Source organism: Bradyrhizobium sp. WBOS07 (genome assembly GCF_024585165.1).
Lineage (GTDB): Bacteria > Pseudomonadota > Alphaproteobacteria > Rhizobiales > Xanthobacteraceae > Bradyrhizobium > Bradyrhizobium japonicum_B.
This window is the reverse complement of sequence record NZ_CP029008.1, coordinates 2,267,417-2,283,348: the sequence shown is the minus strand read 5'-3', so window position 1 is coordinate 2,283,348 and position 15,932 is coordinate 2,267,417. Positions and strand designations below refer to the sequence as shown.

Annotated in this window: 16 protein-coding genes and 1 pseudogene; 7 read left to right on the top strand and 10 right to left on the bottom strand. The window is 64.3% G+C overall.

All coding sequences use genetic code 11. The features are described 5' to 3' along the window. Positions 1–58: 58 nt before the first annotated feature. Together DCM79_RS10755 and DCM79_RS10750 are read right to left on the bottom strand one after the other, a co-directional pair. Positions 59–808, bottom strand: coding sequence for a DUF2147 domain-containing protein (locus DCM79_RS10755; RefSeq protein WP_257179815.1), 750 nt, complete (start codon positions 806–808; stop codon positions 59–61). A 206-nt stretch (positions 809–1,014) separates the two neighbouring features. Beyond that, positions 1,015–1,304 (bottom strand): annotated as a pseudogene (locus DCM79_RS10750) (amino acid ABC transporter); the annotation flags it as partial. A 145-nt stretch (positions 1,305–1,449) separates the two neighbouring features. Here DCM79_RS10750 and DCM79_RS10745 point away from each other — a divergent pair. Then, positions 1,450–1,947, top strand: coding sequence for a DUF1993 family protein (locus DCM79_RS10745; RefSeq protein ID WP_257180736.1), 498 nt, complete (start codon positions 1,450–1,452; stop codon positions 1,945–1,947). Between the two features lie 66 nt (positions 1,948–2,013). On the opposite strand, the gene DCM79_RS10740 is transcribed toward DCM79_RS10745, so the two are convergent. From DCM79_RS10740 to DCM79_RS10715, 6 genes are all read right to left on the bottom strand, one after another. Then, positions 2,014–2,523 carry a hypothetical protein gene (locus DCM79_RS10740; protein WP_257179814.1) on the bottom strand — a complete coding sequence of 170 codons (510 nt, stop codon included), beginning with the start codon at positions 2,521–2,523 and terminating at the stop codon, positions 2,014–2,016. A 180-nt stretch (positions 2,524–2,703) separates the two neighbouring features. Further along, complete coding sequence (locus DCM79_RS10735; RefSeq protein WP_257179813.1) at positions 2,704–3,693, bottom strand: hydroxyacid dehydrogenase; 990 nt, start codon at positions 3,691–3,693, stop codon at positions 2,704–2,706. Positions 3,694–3,727: 34 nt separating this feature from the next. Next, positions 3,728–4,828 carry an ABC transporter ATP-binding protein gene (locus tag DCM79_RS10730; protein WP_028136373.1) on the bottom strand — a complete coding sequence of 367 codons (1,101 nt, stop codon included), beginning with the start codon at positions 4,826–4,828 and terminating at the stop codon, positions 3,728–3,730. Between the two features lie 6 nt (positions 4,829–4,834). After that, a complete protein-coding gene (locus tag DCM79_RS10725; RefSeq protein WP_025036339.1) occupies positions 4,835–5,746 on the bottom strand; it encodes a carbohydrate ABC transporter permease in 912 nt (303 codons plus the stop codon). Further along, entirely contained in the window at positions 5,746–6,684 is a 939-nt protein-coding gene (locus tag DCM79_RS10720; protein WP_028136374.1) for a carbohydrate ABC transporter permease, read from the bottom strand. Before DCM79_RS10720 ends, DCM79_RS10725 begins: the two co-directional genes overlap by 1 nt. A 140-nt stretch (positions 6,685–6,824) precedes the next feature. Next, positions 6,825–8,165, bottom strand: a complete 1,341-nt coding sequence (locus tag DCM79_RS10715) for an ABC transporter substrate-binding protein (protein ID WP_257179812.1) — start codon at positions 8,163–8,165, stop codon at positions 6,825–6,827. Between the two features lie 477 nt (positions 8,166–8,642). Between DCM79_RS10715 and DCM79_RS10710 the strand changes: the two genes are divergently transcribed. Continuing rightward, positions 8,643–9,425, top strand: a complete 783-nt coding sequence (locus DCM79_RS10710) for a Spy/CpxP family protein refolding chaperone (RefSeq protein WP_257179811.1) — start codon at positions 8,643–8,645, stop codon at positions 9,423–9,425. A gap of 111 nt (positions 9,426–9,536) precedes the next feature. Then, positions 9,537–9,914 (top strand): response regulator, encoded by a 378-nt coding sequence (locus DCM79_RS10705; protein WP_257179810.1) that lies wholly within the window; start codon positions 9,537–9,539, stop codon positions 9,912–9,914. Between the two features lie 45 nt (positions 9,915–9,959). Here the strand turns inward: DCM79_RS10705 and DCM79_RS10700 are convergent, their stop codons facing one another. Together DCM79_RS10700 and glk are read right to left on the bottom strand one after the other, a co-directional pair. Continuing rightward, positions 9,960–10,163, bottom strand: a complete 204-nt coding sequence (locus DCM79_RS10700) for a hypothetical protein (protein WP_028136378.1) — start codon at positions 10,161–10,163, stop codon at positions 9,960–9,962. A gap of 143 nt (positions 10,164–10,306) precedes the next feature. Continuing rightward, positions 10,307–11,293 carry a glucokinase gene (gene glk, locus DCM79_RS10695; RefSeq protein WP_257180735.1) on the bottom strand — a complete coding sequence of 329 codons (987 nt, stop codon included), beginning with the start codon at positions 11,291–11,293 and terminating at the stop codon, positions 10,307–10,309. A gap of 258 nt (positions 11,294–11,551) precedes the next feature. Here glk and pncA point away from each other — a divergent pair, with 258 nt between their 5' ends. The 4 genes from pncA to DCM79_RS10675 all read left to right on the top strand — a co-directional run bounded on the left by pncA (position 11,552) and on the right by DCM79_RS10675 (position 15,898). Beyond that, the gene (gene pncA / locus DCM79_RS10690; RefSeq protein WP_257179809.1) at positions 11,552–12,190 is read left to right on the top strand and encodes a bifunctional nicotinamidase/pyrazinamidase; all 639 of its coding nucleotides are present in this window, start codon (positions 11,552–11,554) and stop codon (positions 12,188–12,190) included. A 10-nt stretch (positions 12,191–12,200) separates the two neighbouring features. Further along, complete coding sequence (locus DCM79_RS10685) at positions 12,201–13,316, top strand: alpha/beta fold hydrolase (protein WP_257179808.1); 1,116 nt, start codon at positions 12,201–12,203, stop codon at positions 13,314–13,316. A 139-nt stretch (positions 13,317–13,455) separates the two neighbouring features. After that, a complete protein-coding gene (locus DCM79_RS10680) occupies positions 13,456–15,489 on the top strand; it encodes an NAD(+) synthase (RefSeq protein ID WP_257179807.1) in 2,034 nt (677 codons plus the stop codon). Positions 15,490–15,520: 31 nt separating this feature from the next. After that, positions 15,521–15,898 (top strand): GrlR family regulatory protein, encoded by a 378-nt coding sequence (locus DCM79_RS10675; protein WP_028136383.1) that lies wholly within the window; start codon positions 15,521–15,523, stop codon positions 15,896–15,898. Positions 15,899–15,932 lie beyond the last annotated feature (34 nt).

Here is a 15,932-nt window from a genome sequence, read left to right as displayed (position 1 = left end):
AAAGCGAAGGGGCCCGGATCGCGGGCCCCTTTTTCAGTCGAAACGTCGATGTCGAAACTCAGTTCACCCGCGTCCAGGTCTGGCCGCCGCAGAACATGCCGCCGAAGGCGCAGCCCTGCACGCGCAGGCGATCGGTGCCCTTCATCGCGATGGTCGAATCGTAGGTCGAGCCGGAGTTCGGATCGAGAATGCGGCCGGACCATTTCTGGTCCTTGCCGGGCTTCATGTTGATCAGGACCTGCTCACCGTTCTGGTTGGATTTGCTGTCGACTGAATAGCCGCAGAGATTGCTGCCGCATTGCTCGATGCGAACCTTGCCTTCCTTCTCCTCGGTGAGCCAAACGCCGAGAGGTGAACTGAGATCGCGCGTGGGCCCCGTCGCCGGGGCGGGCGGAGCGACCGCGGCGGCCTGAACCGGCAGCACCGCGGTCTCGGCCGGCGCATTGCTGGGGGGGGCCGCCGGAGGCGGAGCTGGCGGAGGCGCCACGGCCGCAGCGACCGGCGCAGCCGCTTGGGCAGGCGCAGGCGCTTGGGCGGCCGCGGGCGGCGGGGCGACGGGCGCGGGAGCCGGTGCGGCCGGCGTTTGCGGCTCGACAATGGCTTGCTGGGGCGGCTGCTGGCCCGGCGTTGTCTCGTTCTTCTTGGCCTTCTTGGCCTTCTGGCCGGTGTTGTCGTACACGCCGGGGATCTGCACCGTGCCGCGGTCGGGGTCGATGCGGATGGTGCGTCCGCCATATTCGAACGTGTACTGCGCCTGGGCAGCGGTGCTCGCCAAAAGGAATGCGGCCGTGGCCAACAGCTTCCTCATTTCCATCTCCTAAAAAGGTGGTCCCCGCACTGACGCTTACGCATCGGTTCGATTGCAGAAAGTGATCTAGATCACTGTCTCGGTATGAGTCGCCGTCCTGCTGTTCAGGGTTCAATAGGCGAGGGACCGGCCCAAAGTTGGGCCGAGGCAAGCGACAGGAGGACGCGGCCTGAGGCGCCATTCCAATGCAGGCCCCCTGAGAATGCCTAGTCGAACCAGGCGGCGTAGATCTTCCTGTAGCTGCCGTCTTCCATGGAAATGTGCAGCCACTGGTCGACGAAGGCCTTCAGCGCCACATCGCGCTGGAGCCAGTAGGCCTTCTCGGAGAAATCGAACGGCTTTTCCGGGTGCACCGCGCAGAGCACGCCGGGGTGCTGCTTCTGCTGGTAGCGTGTCTCCGAGGCATCCGCATCATCAGATCGGCATTGCCCTTGGCGATCTCGTCGAAGATCACGGTGTTGTCGGGGAAGACCGTGATCTCGGCGTCCTTGATGCTTCCAAGAGTCGAACGGCCATTCGAACGATCATCTCTTCTCCACCCCTGCGCGAGCTGTCATTGTGCAGCTCCTCAAGGCGGATGTAGACCAGATGCGAGCTTCCGGCGAGGCGGAATTGAAGGGAATCTCAACGTGACGATCTCAATGCACGAGGCCTCGGTCGGCCTCTTCGTGCCGTATTTGCGTAACCTGTCGGTCCTGCTCGACAAGGGCGTCGCCTATGCGGAGGCCCGCAAGTTCAACCCGGCGGTGATGCTCGGCATGCGGCTTGCGCCGAACATGTACGACCTCGCCCAGCAGGTCGGCGAGGCCTGCCGCCATGCCGTGGTCGCGCCGGCCTTGCTGGCAGAGTGCGAGCCGTTGACGCTGCCGGCGCTGGAGCACGACATGGCCGGACTGCAGGCGCGAATTGCAACCTCGATCGAGTTCATCGAAAGCCTGCCGCGCGCGGAGATCGAGGCGGCGGCGGAGCGCAACGTCTTCTTCAAGTTGAAGAACGGGACAGAGCTGCCGTTCACAGGGCGGACGCTGCTGCTGACGTTCAGCGTGCCCCAGTTCTTCTTCCACGTCACGACCGCCTACGACCTGCTGCGGCACGCCGGCGTCGAGCTCGTGAAAAAGGACTATCTCGGAAGGAAGTAATTGCGGAGGCACGGTCTACACCTCTCCCCGGCAGGGAGAGGTGTAGAAAGGCCTCCAGCTGCAGCGCTAGGCTTCGCCCTTGCGCTCGTAGTCGGCGAGGGAGCTGCGGCCGGCGATCTCGCTGCGCAGCAGCTCGAAGCGCCGATGCGCCTCGTCCTGCTGGGTGTCGACGAAATGCACCGCGGCCTCGCTCGTCATGGGGCCGCTGACCACGGGCGCGGATTGTTCGCCGATGGTTTCGTGGACGTAGTACTGGCCGTCGTCACCGCGATGGACCGTCCATTTGAGGCGGATCGCCACCATGGGTCCGGGTCCGACCTTGCTGTAGCCGTCGGCATCGGTGTGCTCCGGCACCAGCGGTTGCTCCTCGACGACAGGATGCTCTTCCAGCGACGAATGCTCTTCGACCGCAGGATATTCGTCCACGACCCGATGCTCGTCGGAGTCCACATGCTCGCGCTCTCCGGACACCACGATCTCGGTCTCGGTCTTGCGAATGACCAGGACGGGCTCGGGGTTCTCCAGAATGCTGGCGATGGTCGCCAGCGCGTGGTCGGTCGGGTCGATCTCTGACAAGGCTCCATCCTCCAGCTCGACGCGGCCGGCTAGTCTGTCCCACTGCCGCCGCGGCCGGGAACATTAGGCGCGCTTGATTAAGGCTGAGTTGGGGCCCGATCTGCGCCAAAATGGGACGCTTCCTGGCGTTCCGAAGGCGGGCGCTTCCGTCGCCCGCCAGGAGCTCCAGCTCAGCTCAGCTTAGCCGAGCACGTCCTGATTGATCACGTTCTGCCGGATCGGATCGCCGTCGAGCACACTCAGGATGTTGCGCGCAGTCTGCTCGCTCATGCGCTGGACCGCCTCGACCGTGACGCCGGCGACGTGCGGGGCGATGATGACGTTGGGCAGGGCGAACAGCGCGTTGCTGACCGGCGGCGGCTCCACCTCGAACACGTCGATGCCGGCACCGGCAAGCTTGCCCGAGACCAGCGCGTCGTGGAGCGCGGCTTCCTTGACGATGCCGCCGCGTGCGGTGTTGATGAGATAGGATCTCGGCTTCATCCGGCCGATCCTGTCAGCATCGAACAGACCGATTGTCTCCGGCGTCTTCGGGCAGTGGATGGTGACGAAGTCGGCGCTCGGCAGGGCGGCATCGAGGTCGGCGACGGGCTCGCAGCCGGCAGCCTTGATCTCGGCGGCAGGCTTGTAGGGATCGTAGACCTGGACGTTCATTTCGAATGCCAGGCAGCGCTTGGCGGTGCGGCTGCCGATGCGGCCGAAGCCGATCACCAGCACGGTCTTGCCGTAGAGATCGAACGGCAGCATGCCGAGCCGATCGGCCCATTTGCCGTCCTTGACGCAGGAATGCAATTCCTGGGCGCGCTTGGCCAGCGTCAGCATCATGAACAGCGCGGCTTCCGCAACCGAAGGCGAGTTGGCGCTGCCGGCGACCATCAGCGGCACCTTGCGGCGGGAGAGGGCGGGCACGTCGACGGCGTCGTAGCCGACGCCGATCCGGGTCACCACCTTCATGTCCTTTGCGGCCTCGAGCTCGGTCTCGCCGAAGGCGGTGGCGCCGAGCGCGACGCCGTGGACCGGCGCATGGCTCTTCAGCAAAGCCTCGAAGTCCCCCGCCGAGATCAGGTTCGGAAACTCGACGAGTTCGATATCGTCCCGCTGGGTGAGGAGGGCGCGTGCCCCTTGCGACAAAGTTTGCGTAATGAAAATCTTCTTCTTGTTGGTCGCCATCGTCCCCTGCCTGCGCGAGTTTCTTGAACCGGCGTCACAACACGGCGCCGGTCGCCTCGTTTAGCAGGTGCATATTGTTGAGGTCCATCGCCAAACGCATGGGTGCCCCGTCCTTGGCGCCGGCATTGGGATTGACGCGGCCGCAGACCGGTGTGCCATCGAGTCCGAAATAGACCAGGGTCTCCATTCCCATCGGCTCGGTGACGTCAAGCACGGTGTCGAAGGTCTCGACGCCGGGCTCCAGATGCGCATGAGATTCGGTGAGATGCTCGGGCCGGAGGCCGAGCAGCAGCTTGTCGGTGCGCGGCAGCGAATTGTAGCGCGCGGCCCGGGCCGGCGGCAGCGGGAAGGCGATGCGGTCGGTCAGGCGGATCTGCAGCGTACCGCCGACGTCCTCGAGCCGGCACGGGATGAAGTTCATCGCGGGCGAGCCGATGAAGCCGGCGACGAACCGCGTGGCAGGCTTGTGATAGAGCTCGTTCGGCGTGCCGATCTGCTCGATCCGTCCCTTGTTCATCACGACAACGCGGTCGGCCAGCGTCATCGCCTCGACCTGGTCGTGGGTGACGTAGACGGTGGTGGTGCGCACCTTCTGGTGCACCTTCTTGATCTCGATCCGCATCTGCACGCGCAGTTTCGCGTCGAGATTGGACAGCGGCTCGTCGAACAGGAAGACCTTCGGATTGCGCACGATGGCCCGGCCCATCGCGACGCGCTGACGCTGGCCGCCGGAGAGCTGCTTCGGCTTGCGGTCGATCAGGTCGGTGATGTCGAGCAGGCGCGCGGCTTCCGTCACCCGCGCCTTGATCTCGGCCTTGGGATAGTGCTTCAGGCGCAGCCCGAACGACATGTTCTCCGCGACCGTCATGTGCGGGTAGAGCGCGTAGTTCTGGAACACCATGGCGATGTCGCGGTCCTTCGGCGGCACGTCGTTGACGATGTCGCCGCCGATCATGATGTCGCCGTCGCTGATGTCCTCGAGGCCTGCGATCATGCGCAGCGTGGTCGACTTGCCGCAGCCGGACGGGCCGACCAGCACGATGAACTCGTGGTCGGCGATGTCGAGGTCGATGCCGCGCACGGCTTCCACGTCGTCGTAACGCTTGACTACCTTCCGCAAAGCAACGTCAGCCATGAGTTCTCAACCCTTTGTCGCACCGGCGGTCAGGCCGGCAATGTAATAGTCCATCAGGAAGGCGTATATGATCAGCGGCGGCGCCGCGCCGAGCAGCGCGCCGGTCATGATCTGTCCCCAGTTGAACACGTCGCCCTTGATCAGCGTCGTGATGATGCCAACCGGCAGCACGAGCTGGTCCGTGGACGTCGTGAACACGAGCGGATAGAGGAACTGCGCCCAGGACACGGTGAAGGCGAAGATGGTCGCGGCGATCAGCCCCGGCAGCGCCACCGGAATGAAGATCCGGGTCAGCGTCTGGAACCAGGAGGCGCCATCGATGATCGCGGCCTCGTCGAGCTCCTTCGGGATCGAGGCGAAATAGCCGATCATGATCCAGGTGCAGAATGGCACCGTCAGCGTCGGATAGATGAACAGCAGCACGTACCAGCGGTTGATGAGCTGGATGCCGGTCCAGTCGCCGAACAGGGCGAACACCTTGAACAGCGGAATGAACAGCAGGCTGTCCGGAATGAGGTAAGTCAGGAACACGCCGGTCGCCAGCGTGGCCGAGCCCCAGAACCGCATCCGCGCCAGGGCAAATGCCGCGGGCACGCTGATCAGCATCGTGATGGTGACCACGAAAATGGAGACCAGCGCCGAATTCCAGAAGAACCGCAGGAACTGGTTCGACGTCAAGAGGCCGACATAGTTCTCGAGAGTCGGATGGAAGACCCACCATGGATTGGTCGCCGCCGAGATTTCGGCGCTGCTCTTGAGCGAGGTGATCAGCATGTAGATCGGCGGCAGCAGCGAGAAGATCGCAAACAGCGTCAGGAAGAAGTACGACCACCGCAGCGCCCATTTGCGGTCGCGGCTCATGCTTCCATACTTGACCGTACGCGTCGGCGCGGCCTTGTCTATCGTGACTGAGCTCATCAGGCTTCATTCCCGCGCTTGTTGACGTCCCGCAGGATGAATATCGCTGCGACCGCCAGGATTGGCACCATGAACAGGGAGACGCTGGCGCCCAGCGGAATATCGCTTCCTTCGATGCCGATCCTGAAGGCCCAGGTGGCGAAGATGTGGGTGTGGTCGAGAGGGCCGCCGGCGGTCAGGATTCGCACGATGTCGAAATTGGCGAAGGTCACGATCAGCGAGAACAGCGTCGTGATCGCGATGATGTTGCGCATCATCGGCAGCGTCACGTACCAGATCCGCTGCCACCAATTGGCGCCGTCGATGGCCGCGGCTTCATAGAGCTGGTCGGGCACCGATTTCAGGGCCGCCAGATACATGATCATGAAGAACGGCGCGCCGTACCAGACGTTCACCAGGATGACGGAGAAGCGCGCCCAGGCGGCGTCCCCGGTCCACGGGATCGGGCCGATTCCGAAGAACGACAGCGTATAGTTGAACGCGGAATAGGAGGGGTCGAACAGCCACAGCCATGCCAGCGTGCTCATGGCGGGCGGGATGACCCAGGGCACCAGCAGCATGCCGCGCCATTTGCGCTGGCCCTTGGCCGGAATGTTGTGGACGAAGTGCGCGACGATGAACCCGATCAGCGCCTTGAACAGAACGGCGGTGATGGCGAAGATGCAGGATTGCTTGACGACCAGCCAGAACGTGTCGCGCTTGAACAGGAACTCGAAGTTGCCGAGACCGACAAATCTCTGCATCGACTTGTTGAGCGTCGCCAGATGAAGCGAATAGAACGCGGGATAAAGCACCAGAAGCGTGATGAGAATGATCAGCGGCAGCGTCATCAGGAACGCCGCAGTCGATTTGCGTTTGAGCGCCTTTTGCAGACTGGAGCGTTTTCGCGCCGGTTGCGCTGCGCCAGCCCTGTCTGGCTGCAATGCGACATCCGCCATGATGCATTTCCTCGCGCGGTTTGGTCGGTAGACCCGACTTTTGGAAGGTTCGAGAGCCGAAGCCGGCGGCTCTCGTCAGGTGAGTGAGACGGAAGACTCGCCGCGCGCGGCCTAAGGCCGTCGCGGCGAGCCGTTCCGGTTCAGCTCCGCATGAAGCCTTCGCATTCGCCTTCGGCCCAGGCGAGCGTCTTCTCCATCGATTCACCCTGGTGATACCGCAGGCACATCTTGGTGAGCGTCGCCTGCGCATAGATCTGCTGTGCGATCTTCGGCGGCGCAGGCGAAGCTGCAATCGACAGCGTCTGATGCTTGTAGGGATTTGGATAGTGGTAGAGCGTGCCTTTCGGTGGGCCCTCTTCCTGCCAGACCTTCAGCGTCGTCAGCTTCTCATAAGCCGGCAAGTCGTAGCCGCCGCTGGCCGTGACCATCTTTTCGATGGCTGCCGGCTTCGACAACGCCACCAGCAGGCTCTTCGCTGCTTCCTTGTTCTTGGAGAAGTTCCATATGCTCCAGAAATACGGCAGGTAGGGTGCAAAGCGGCCCTTCGGCCCCGCCGGGAAGCCGTGGGTCCAGCATTGCTCCGCAACCTGCGGCGCGTCGCGTTTGGCGACGGCCCAGGCGCTCGGCGGGTTCATGATCATCGCACCCCTGCCGGAGACCAGCCATTTGTTGTTGGATGCGTCGTCCCAGGCTGCGACATCGGGCGGCAGGAAGCCGATCAGCTTCTTGTAGAAATCGAGCGCCTGACGAACCGCGTCGGTCTTGACGGTGAGATTGCCCTTGGCGTCGACGAGCTGGGCGCCGAACGACAGGAAGATTGCGCCCGCCGTGTCGACGTTGTCGGTGGTCTCGCCGAGGCCAATGCCGAACGGGACGCCCGCCTTGTGACAGGCTTCGGCAGCTTTCAGGAATGTCTCCAGGGTCCAGTTGTCGGCCTTGGGTTGAGCGCCGGCCGGATACATCTCCTGCACGTCGATCCCCGCGTGCTTCTTCATCAGGTCGATGCGGGAGCAGGGGCCCTTGATCTGGCTGCCGACGCAGGCGGGAACGCCGAGCCATTTGGTCCCGACAGTGCCGAGATATTTGGCCGTGCCGTTCACCTCGCCGTTCTCGGCGATGATCGGCCCCATGATGTCGGCAACGTTCTCCAACTGGTCGGCATTGGAATGCGCCCACCACGTTGGCATCGCGAAGATATCATGGCCGGATTTCGCCTGCGCTTCGGCGGCGATGGTCAGCAGGTTCTTGTTACCCTGGCTGGGGATGTAGTCGATGGTGACTTCGACCTTCTCCTTGGCGGCCCATTCGTTGACGAGCTCGGTCGAGGCCTTGTTGGCGCCTGGCACCCAATGGTCCCAGAAGCCGATCGAGAGCTTGCCGGCGGCGGAAGCGCCCCGGACATAGGGCGCCGAGATCAGCGCCGCGGAGGACATTGCAGTGGCAGCCACAAATTGACGTCGCGTCAGTCTCTTGCGTGACATCTCGTTTCCTCGCTTGGGTGTTGTTGTTGGAGTTTCCTCTAAGACGTCTTTTCCGAGTTTCTTGTTGTTCGATTTTCTTATTGATGCCGTCGGCCCGATGGCAATTCACCGATGCCCCCAGCAAATTGGTAGCGCGATCAGATCATGATTGATCGCGTCTGTCGAGAAACCCGAACGGCTCGTACATAGAACTAACGTTGTGTCCTGAACGGCGGGGCGCGCTGCCGCGGTCGTGAGTTGCGACTGCTTGTTTTTTGCGATGCACACTTCGTGTGGACCGGCCCGGAACGATCCGTGCGCAATTACGCCGCAGTTTCGCACAAGCCTGCACAACCATAACCGCTTCGCGCGAAAGACTTTTCGGGCGTGGACAGCACTTGTCCGCGGCTGGACCGCGAAGCGGTGGAAACGATAGAGTTGCGGCGGGCGGCTTGGCTGCCGCCCAACAGGCGAGCGAGATCGACGATGGAGACGAGAATGATCAACCTGGCGCCGTCGGCGCGGCTTCACATGCGGCGATGCATCGCGCTCGGGGCCGTATGCGCTCTGCTGTTCGGTGCCGCCGCGGCCAATGCGCAAGGTCTGGTCAAAGGCGTTCAGGACGGCGCGGCGGCCGGAAACAAGGCGGCAGGTCCGGTCGGTGGCGTGCTCGGCGGCGCCATCGGCGGCGTCGTCGGCGTCTTCACCGGCGTGCTTGGCGTCGGCAACAACAATGCCGGCAATCCGCCGCCGGCCGCCAAGGAGTCCGGCAAGGACGCCAAGCAGCAAAGCCCAACCAAGGACAAGGACGCCAAGAGTGCCAAAGGGGGCAAGGGCGGCAAGGCGAGCAAGGAGGCAAAGAACGCACCGCCGGGCAAGGACCACAAGGACGTCACCGTCCTCACCCAGCCCGGCGCGCCGCAGCAGACCGCCGAGCAGATCGTGGCCAACAGCGATTCCTACATCGAGCGGATCAAGACCGAGCTGAACCTCACGCCCGAGCAGGAGAAGCACTGGTACGGTTTCTCGAGCGCGATGCACTACCTGGGACATAATGGTGCAGAGCGGCTCAACTTGCGGGTTGCGCGCGCCAAGCGGGATCCGCCCGACGACATCATCGAGCAGATGCGGAACGAGGCGCAGTTCCTGATCGACCGCGCCGCCGACCAGCGCAATGTCGCCGACGCCGCCGAGCCGCTCTATTCGAGCCTCGATGACAAGCAGAAGCAGGTCTTCATCCAGGAGATGGTGCGCCTCAGCCACGAGCGCGGATTGGATTGATCAAGTTGAATCGGATCGGGCGCCTCTGAATTAACGGCGCCCGCCACGAATTCGTGTATCCCTTCCGCAATTGATGTATGGTTAGCTTCGCAAGCTGACTGCGGAGTTGAAATGGCGGACGGACTCTCCGTTTTCCTGGTCGAAGACGAGGCGTTGATCCGGATGATGATCGCCGACATGGTGGTGGAACTCGGCCACCACGTCGTCGCGGAAGCCGACAATGTGCGGGACGCGAGCGCGTTTGCCATGACCGCGCAATACGATCTGGCCATCCTCGACATCAACCTCATGGGCGTCTACGTCGATCCCGTCGCCGACTTGATCGAACGTCGCGGCAAGCCGTTCCTGTTCGCCACCGGTTACGGGCCAGAGCTGCTGCCGTCCTTGCTCCGGCGCCGGCCGATCCTGCGGAAGCCGATCGCGATGGATCAGCTCAAGGCGATGATCGATTCGATGTTTCCCGAAGTTCCGGCCAAAGCGCCGCACTGATCGACGGCAGAGATGCCGCGTTGTTGACGACAACGCCGCCGCACCTCAGTTGCGGCCGTTCTTCAGCACCCTGGCAATGGTATGGGCCGTCATGGCCGCCCGGTCCGAGGCGCGCTGTGCGGCCAGCCGGTCTCGCGCCTTTTCCTCGATCAAGAGATCGATCAGCGCCAGCCGCTTGTCTTCGTCATCGGCCTCGCTGAGCAGGCGATGATAGCGGTGATAGTCGAAACCCAGATCCTGCTTACGCATGTCACGCCCCCGCAACTACGCCACACACGGCTTGATTGTTTCGCATCGGGAACATGGAGGCAAGCGTGTTCATGCGTGGAACCGCGCGGACGCTGAATCACCTGTGAATATCGGAACCAACGCGTGGAGAGGGTTCCCGCAGCTCAATCCACATTATGGTCAGCAAACATTTTCAGGCCGACGAAGCTCGCATCTGGTTTGATTACCAGCCGGGTCGGGATGTTGCGCAAATAGTCCTGGAACCGGCCCTTCGCTTCGAAGCGCGGCCGGAACGCGGAGGCCATCAGGAACTCAGGAAAGCGCGGCACGATTCCGCCGGCAACATAGACGCCGCCGCGCGCTCCGAATGTCACCGCGAGATTGCCGGCGACCGAGCCCAAGATGGCGCAGAACATCTCGAGCGTCGCCCGGCTGACGGGACAGCTGCCCTCCAGAGCCGCCTTGGTGATGCCGGCGGCATCGCGATGCGGCACCTGAGCGCCATCGACTTCCGCCAAGGCTTCGTAGAGATTTTGCAGCCCGGATCCGGAGAGGGCGCCGCGCTCGATGGAGACGTGGCCGAGGCGCCGCCGCAAGCACGCGATCGCGCGTTCCTCGCGCTCATCCTCCGCCGGCAGGGTCGCGTGTCCGGCTTCGGTGACGACGGCGAGGCGCGCGCCATGGCGCTGGACCAGACAGGAGACGCCAAAGCCGGTTCCGGGTCCGACCACCAGCAACGGCTCGCCGGACAGGCCATCGCCTCCGCCGAGCGGAATCAGATCGGCAGGCTGCAAGGCGGGCAGGGACCAGGCTACCACCTCGAAGTCGTTGAGCACGTGGACGCTGTCGAAGCCCAGAGCCGCTTGCAGCTCGTTGCCGTCGATGACCCAGGGGCTGTTGGTCATGACGCAGCGGTTGTTGGTGACGGGTCCTGCCACGGCGAGCACGGCCCTGCGGGGCTGCTCGCCACCGGCCCGGCGCGCCAGCACGTCCGCAATGGCCTCCCGAACCGTCGGGAAGTCGGCGACTTTCACATAGTCGATCGGTCCGGATTGACCGTCTTGGCCCAATTCGCTCCGGCTCAGCGCGAAGCGCGCATTGGTGCCGCCGATATCGGCGAGAAGAATCTGTCCTGTCTTGCCGATATTCATGATCTCGTGGTTGCCGCCGCCTTCCGGCCCCGGCAACCCTCTCCTCCGCGCCTTCGACCCCATCCACCCGTCCCGACAGTTTCGAGAATCCGCCCTCGGGTGCGCCTAGTCAACACGGACGAGGCCAAACCGTTGCATGCTGGCGGTGGGCCGGTGACCAATTCGCACAGGTTTTGCGCGGCGCGGCCGGTTGCGAAGCCGGGCGGGAAGACCGACACTGGGGGGCCTGTCCGGCGGCCGCTGCGCCGGGCGCATGGAATGGGACTGGCGATGAAGATTTCCGACCACGACGTGCTGCTGGCGATCGACGTGCAGAACGACTTCTGCACGGGCGGAGCGCTCGCCGTTCCCGGCGGTGAGAAGGTCATCCCCGCCATCAACCGGATCGCCCAAAAATTCGCCAATGTGGTGCTGACCCAGGACTGGCATCCGCGCGACCACGTTTCGTTCGCGACGAATCATGCCGGCAAGCAGCCATTCCAGACCATCGAGCTCGACTATGGCACCCAGGTGCTCTGGCCGGCGCATTGCGTGCAGGGCACCTCGGGTGCCGAATTCCATCGCGATCTCGACGTGGTCAGAGCGAGCCTGGTGGTGCGCAAGGGGTTTCGCCGCGGCATCGATTCCTATTCGGCATTGTTCGAGAACGACCACAAGACGGCGACGGGCCTGCTCGGCTATTTGCGCGAACGCGAGCTGAAGACTGTCTTTGTCGCCGGGCTGGCGCTGGATTTCTGCGTCCGCTTCTCGGCGGAGGATGCGCGCAAGGCCGGGTTGGAGGTGGCCGTGATCGAGGACGCCTGCCGCGGCATCGATCTCGACGGCTCGGTGGCCGCAGCCCATCGAAGCTTTCGCGAGCTCGGCATCTCCGTCGTCAGCCTCGAGGCGTTTCTCTAGGGACCTCGTCATGGTGGACAAGATCGGCAAACAGGCGAGCGGACCGGACCATGCACCCGACGAGCCGCTGCTATGGCCGTTCACGGCAGCCCGGCTGGCCATGGACGCGTGCTTCTGGTGGGTCGAGCGCGGCCGGGCCGAGCATGACGAGAGCAAGCTGCCGTGGACGACGCCCAACCGCGTTGCGCTCGAGCTCGCGACGATGCATCTGCGCGATTGCTCGCAGGGCCGGTCCGGCCAGCCGGTGCTGGTGTGCGCGCCCTATGCGCTGCACCGGGCCTTGGTCGCCGATTTCGCGCCTGGCCACAGCGTGGTGCAGTCTCTGCAATCCGGCGGCATCGACCGGATCTACCTCACCGATTGGCGATCGGCCACCCCGGGCATGCGCTATCTCTCGATCGACAACTATCTCGGTGATCTCAACGTCGCCATCGACGAGATCGGCGCGCCGGTCGATCTGGTCGGCCTGTGCCAGGGCGGCTGGCTGTCGCTGCTCTATGCGGCGCGCTTTCCGGCCAAGGTGCGGCGGCTGGTGCTAGCAGGCGCCCCCGTCGACCTGTCGATCGAGTCGCCGTTGTGCCGGCTCACCCGCAACGCGCCCGAGATGGTGTACGACCAGCTCGTCGCACGCGGTGGCGGCAATGTCAGCGGCGGGGAGATGCTTCACTTGTGGTCCAAGGCGCCAAACCGCGATGATATCGTGGCGGCATTGCAGAGAGACCTGTCGGACGAGGAAGGCGCGGCGCTGCTCGCGCGCTTCGAGCATTGGAACGCGGAGACGCTCGATCTGCCGGGTACTTATTATCTGGAGGTCGTCAACCGGATCTTCCGAGAGAACCAGATCGCAGGCGGCAACTTCAAGGCGCTTGGCCGCACGGTCGATCCGAAGGACGTCAAGGCGCCGGTTTTCCTGCTCGCCGGGCTCGACGACGACGTCGTGCCGGCTGCGCAGGCGCTCGCCACGGCCGGTCTGCTCGGCACGCCGCCGGCCTTCATTGCGGCGGCTTCCGAGCCGAGCAACCACCTCGGCCTGTTCATGGGCGCGCGCACCCACGCGCATGCCTGGCCGCGGATCGCCGAATGGCTGCGCGACGACCTGTCGGGCGTGCTGGCCCGCAACGCCTGAGCTCGTCGGGCGCGAACCGGCGGCCCTGCAAATCCGTTATGCATGACGGCGGATGGCCTGCACGGGGCCCGGCCGATGGGCTACAAATGGTTAGGTGCTGACGGCTTCGGCAGCGAAGAGATCAAGGGTACTGCGCTCGATGACTTTCCACTCGATCTACGCCCATGGATTTGCGCGCGTGGCGGCCTGTGTCACCACGTCCCATGTCGCCGATCCCCCGGCCAACGCAAAGGCGGTGCTGGCGGCAGCCAATGCCTGCCATGAGCAGTCGGTGGCGGTCGCCGTGTTTCCCGAGCTGTGCCTGTCCGGTTACGCGATCGAGGATCTGGTCAAGCAGGACCCGCTGCTCGACGCGGTCGAGCGCGGTCTCGCCGGCCTCGTCGAGGCCTCCGCAGGCCTGATGCCGGTCCTGATCGTCGGTGCACCGCTGCGCTTTGGCCATCGCATCTACAATTGCGCCGTCGTCATTCATCGCGGCAACGTTCTCGGCGTGGTGCCGAAGACCTATTTGCCGACCTACCGCGAATTCTACGAGGGCCGGCATTTCGCCTCCGGTGCCGGCATGGTCGGAGAGACGATCGCGTTCGGCGGGCTGCATGCCCCGTTCGGCGTCGACCTGCTGTTCTCCGCCGAGGACGTTCCGGGCCTCACCATCGGCGTCGAGATCTGCGAGGATATGTGGATCCCGGTGACGCCGGCCTCGGAGCTCGCGCTCGCCGGCGCGAGCGTGCTGATCAACCTCTCGGGCAGCCCAATCACGATCGGCCGGGCGCGCTCGCGCGCGCTGCTGTGCCAGTCGACATCGGCACGCTGCCTCGCCGCTTACGTCTACGCGGCCGCCGGGGCCGGTGAATCGACCACGGATCTGTCCTGGGACGGCCAGACCTCGATCTACGAGAACGGCGTGCTGCTGGCGGAGGGCGAGCGGTTCCGGCAGAGCGGCCAGATCACCATTGCCGATATCGATCTCGACCTGCTGAGGCAGGAGCGCGCGCTGATGGGCACGTTCGACGACAACCGCCGCCAGCGCGAGGCGTTTTTCCGCAAGGTGACATTCGCGTTGAAGCCGCCGGCCGCCGACATCGGCTTCCTGCGCAAGGTCGAGCGCTTCCCGTTCGTGCCGAGCGACGAAAGCCTGCTCGAGCATGATTGCTACGAGGCCTACAACATCCAGGTCGCAGGTCTCGTGCAGCGCATGCGTGCCACCGGCACCAAGCGCGTCGTGATCGGCGTCTCGGGCGGGCTCGATTCAACGCACGCGCTGATCGTCGCCGCCAAGGCGGTGGATCTGCTCGGCCTGCCGCGCGAGAATATCCTGGCCTACACCATGCCGGGCTTTGCCACCGGCAGCGAAAGCAAGAGCCACGCGCTGGCGCTGATGCAGGCGTTGCACACGAGCTGGCAGGAACTCGACATCCGCACCACGGCAACGCAGATGCTGAAGGACATCGGTCATCCCTTCGGCCGGGGCGAGAAGATCTACGACGTCACCTTCGAGAACGTTCAGGCCGGCCTGCGTACGGATTATCTGTTCCGGCTCGCCAACCATCACGGCGGCATCGTGATCGGAACCGGCGATCTCTCCGAGCTCGCGCTCGGCTGGTGCACCTATGGCGTTGGCGACCAGATGGCGCATTACAACGTCAATGCCGGCGTGCCGAAGACGCTGATCCAGCACCTGATCCGCTGGGTGATCTCGTCGAAGCAGTTCAGCGACGACGTCAACCGCACGCTCGGCGCGATCCTGGCCGCCGAAATCTCGCCCGAGCTGGTGCCGGTGGAGGCCGGCCAGAAGCCGCAGAGCACGGAAGCGGCGGTCGGACCGTACGAGCTGCAGGATTTCAACCTGTTCTACACGCTGCGGTTCGGCATGCGGCCGTCCAAGATCGCCTTCATGGCGCAGCACGCCTGGAAGGACGTGGCCAAGGGCGAATGGCCGCCGGCCTTCCCGAGCGACCGGCGCAGGGCGTATGATCTGCCGGAGATCCGCCGCTGGCTCGAAGTGTTCCTGCGCCGCTTCTTCGCCTTCAGCCAGTTCAAGCGCTCGGCGATGCCGAATGGTCCGAAGGTCTCGGCGGGCGGCTCATTGTCGCCCCGCGGCGATTGGCGCGCGCCGTCGGATTCGAGCGCGGCAGCCTGGCTTGAGGATCTCGAGCGGAACGTGCCGAGCTGATCGGGCAGCGGATCTGTGGGGGGATAATCGGATGTCGACGGTGGATGGAGCACAGGAGGAGGCCAGGGTCGTCAACGGCCTCTACATCTTCGACATCGAGATGCGCGACGGCAAGCGCGGGCAGGCGAGGGGCGTCGTCATGCTCTGCGACGGGCGCATCATGGGCGGCGACAGCTATTTCTATTACACCGGCAGCTACACCTTCCGGAACGGCAAGTGGCGCGGCGACATGATCGTCAACCAGCATACCGAAGCCGTCGGCCGGACGCTCGCCTTCGGCGGCAGGGAGGTCACCTGCGGCTTCTCGGGCGACTATTCCGCCGGCGGCGCCGAGGTCGAAGGCATGGCGCTGGTCGGCAAGACCAGCGTGACATTCACAGCCCGCCTCACGCTCAAGGACCCGATGTGAGCAAGGCGTAACTCGGCCCCTCGTTCCTGCTCAG

Bases quoted from the DNA above. Each gene is read 5' to 3' on its own strand.
- DCM79_RS10745 (WP_257180736.1), top strand. From the start codon at position 1,450: ATGCACGAGGCCTCGGTCGGCCTCTTCGTGCCGTATTTGCGTAACCTG.
- DCM79_RS10715 (WP_257179812.1), bottom strand. From the start codon at position 8,165: ATGTCACGCAAGAGACTGACGCGACGTCAATTTGTGGCTGCCACTGCA.
- DCM79_RS10735 (WP_257179813.1), bottom strand. From the start codon at position 3,693: ATGGCGACCAACAAGAAGAAGATTTTCATTACGCAAACTTTGTCGCAA.
- DCM79_RS10710 (WP_257179811.1), top strand. From the start codon at position 8,643: ATGATCAACCTGGCGCCGTCGGCGCGGCTTCACATGCGGCGATGCATC.
- pncA (WP_257179809.1), top strand. From the start codon at position 11,552: ATGGGACTGGCGATGAAGATTTCCGACCACGACGTGCTGCTGGCGATC.
- DCM79_RS10725 (WP_025036339.1), bottom strand. From the start codon at position 5,746: ATGAGCTCAGTCACGATAGACAAGGCCGCGCCGACGCGTACGGTCAAG.
- DCM79_RS10730 (WP_028136373.1), bottom strand. From the start codon at position 4,828: ATGGCTGACGTTGCTTTGCGGAAGGTAGTCAAGCGTTACGACGACGTG.
- DCM79_RS10680 (WP_257179807.1), top strand. From the start codon at position 13,456: ATGACTTTCCACTCGATCTACGCCCATGGATTTGCGCGCGTGGCGGCC.
- glk (WP_257180735.1), bottom strand. From the start codon at position 11,293: ATGAATATCGGCAAGACAGGACAGATTCTTCTCGCCGATATCGGCGGC.
- DCM79_RS10755 (WP_257179815.1), bottom strand. From the start codon at position 808: ATGAGGAAGCTGTTGGCCACGGCCGCATTCCTTTTGGCGAGCACCGCT.
- DCM79_RS10705 (WP_257179810.1), top strand. From the start codon at position 9,537: ATGGCGGACGGACTCTCCGTTTTCCTGGTCGAAGACGAGGCGTTGATC.
- DCM79_RS10700 (WP_028136378.1), bottom strand. From the start codon at position 10,163: ATGCGTAAGCAGGATCTGGGTTTCGACTATCACCGCTATCATCGCCTG.
- DCM79_RS10685 (WP_257179808.1), top strand. From the start codon at position 12,201: ATGGTGGACAAGATCGGCAAACAGGCGAGCGGACCGGACCATGCACCC.
- DCM79_RS10720 (WP_028136374.1), bottom strand. From the start codon at position 6,684: ATGGCGGATGTCGCATTGCAGCCAGACAGGGCTGGCGCAGCGCAACCG.
- DCM79_RS10675 (WP_028136383.1), top strand. From the start codon at position 15,521: ATGTCGACGGTGGATGGAGCACAGGAGGAGGCCAGGGTCGTCAACGGC.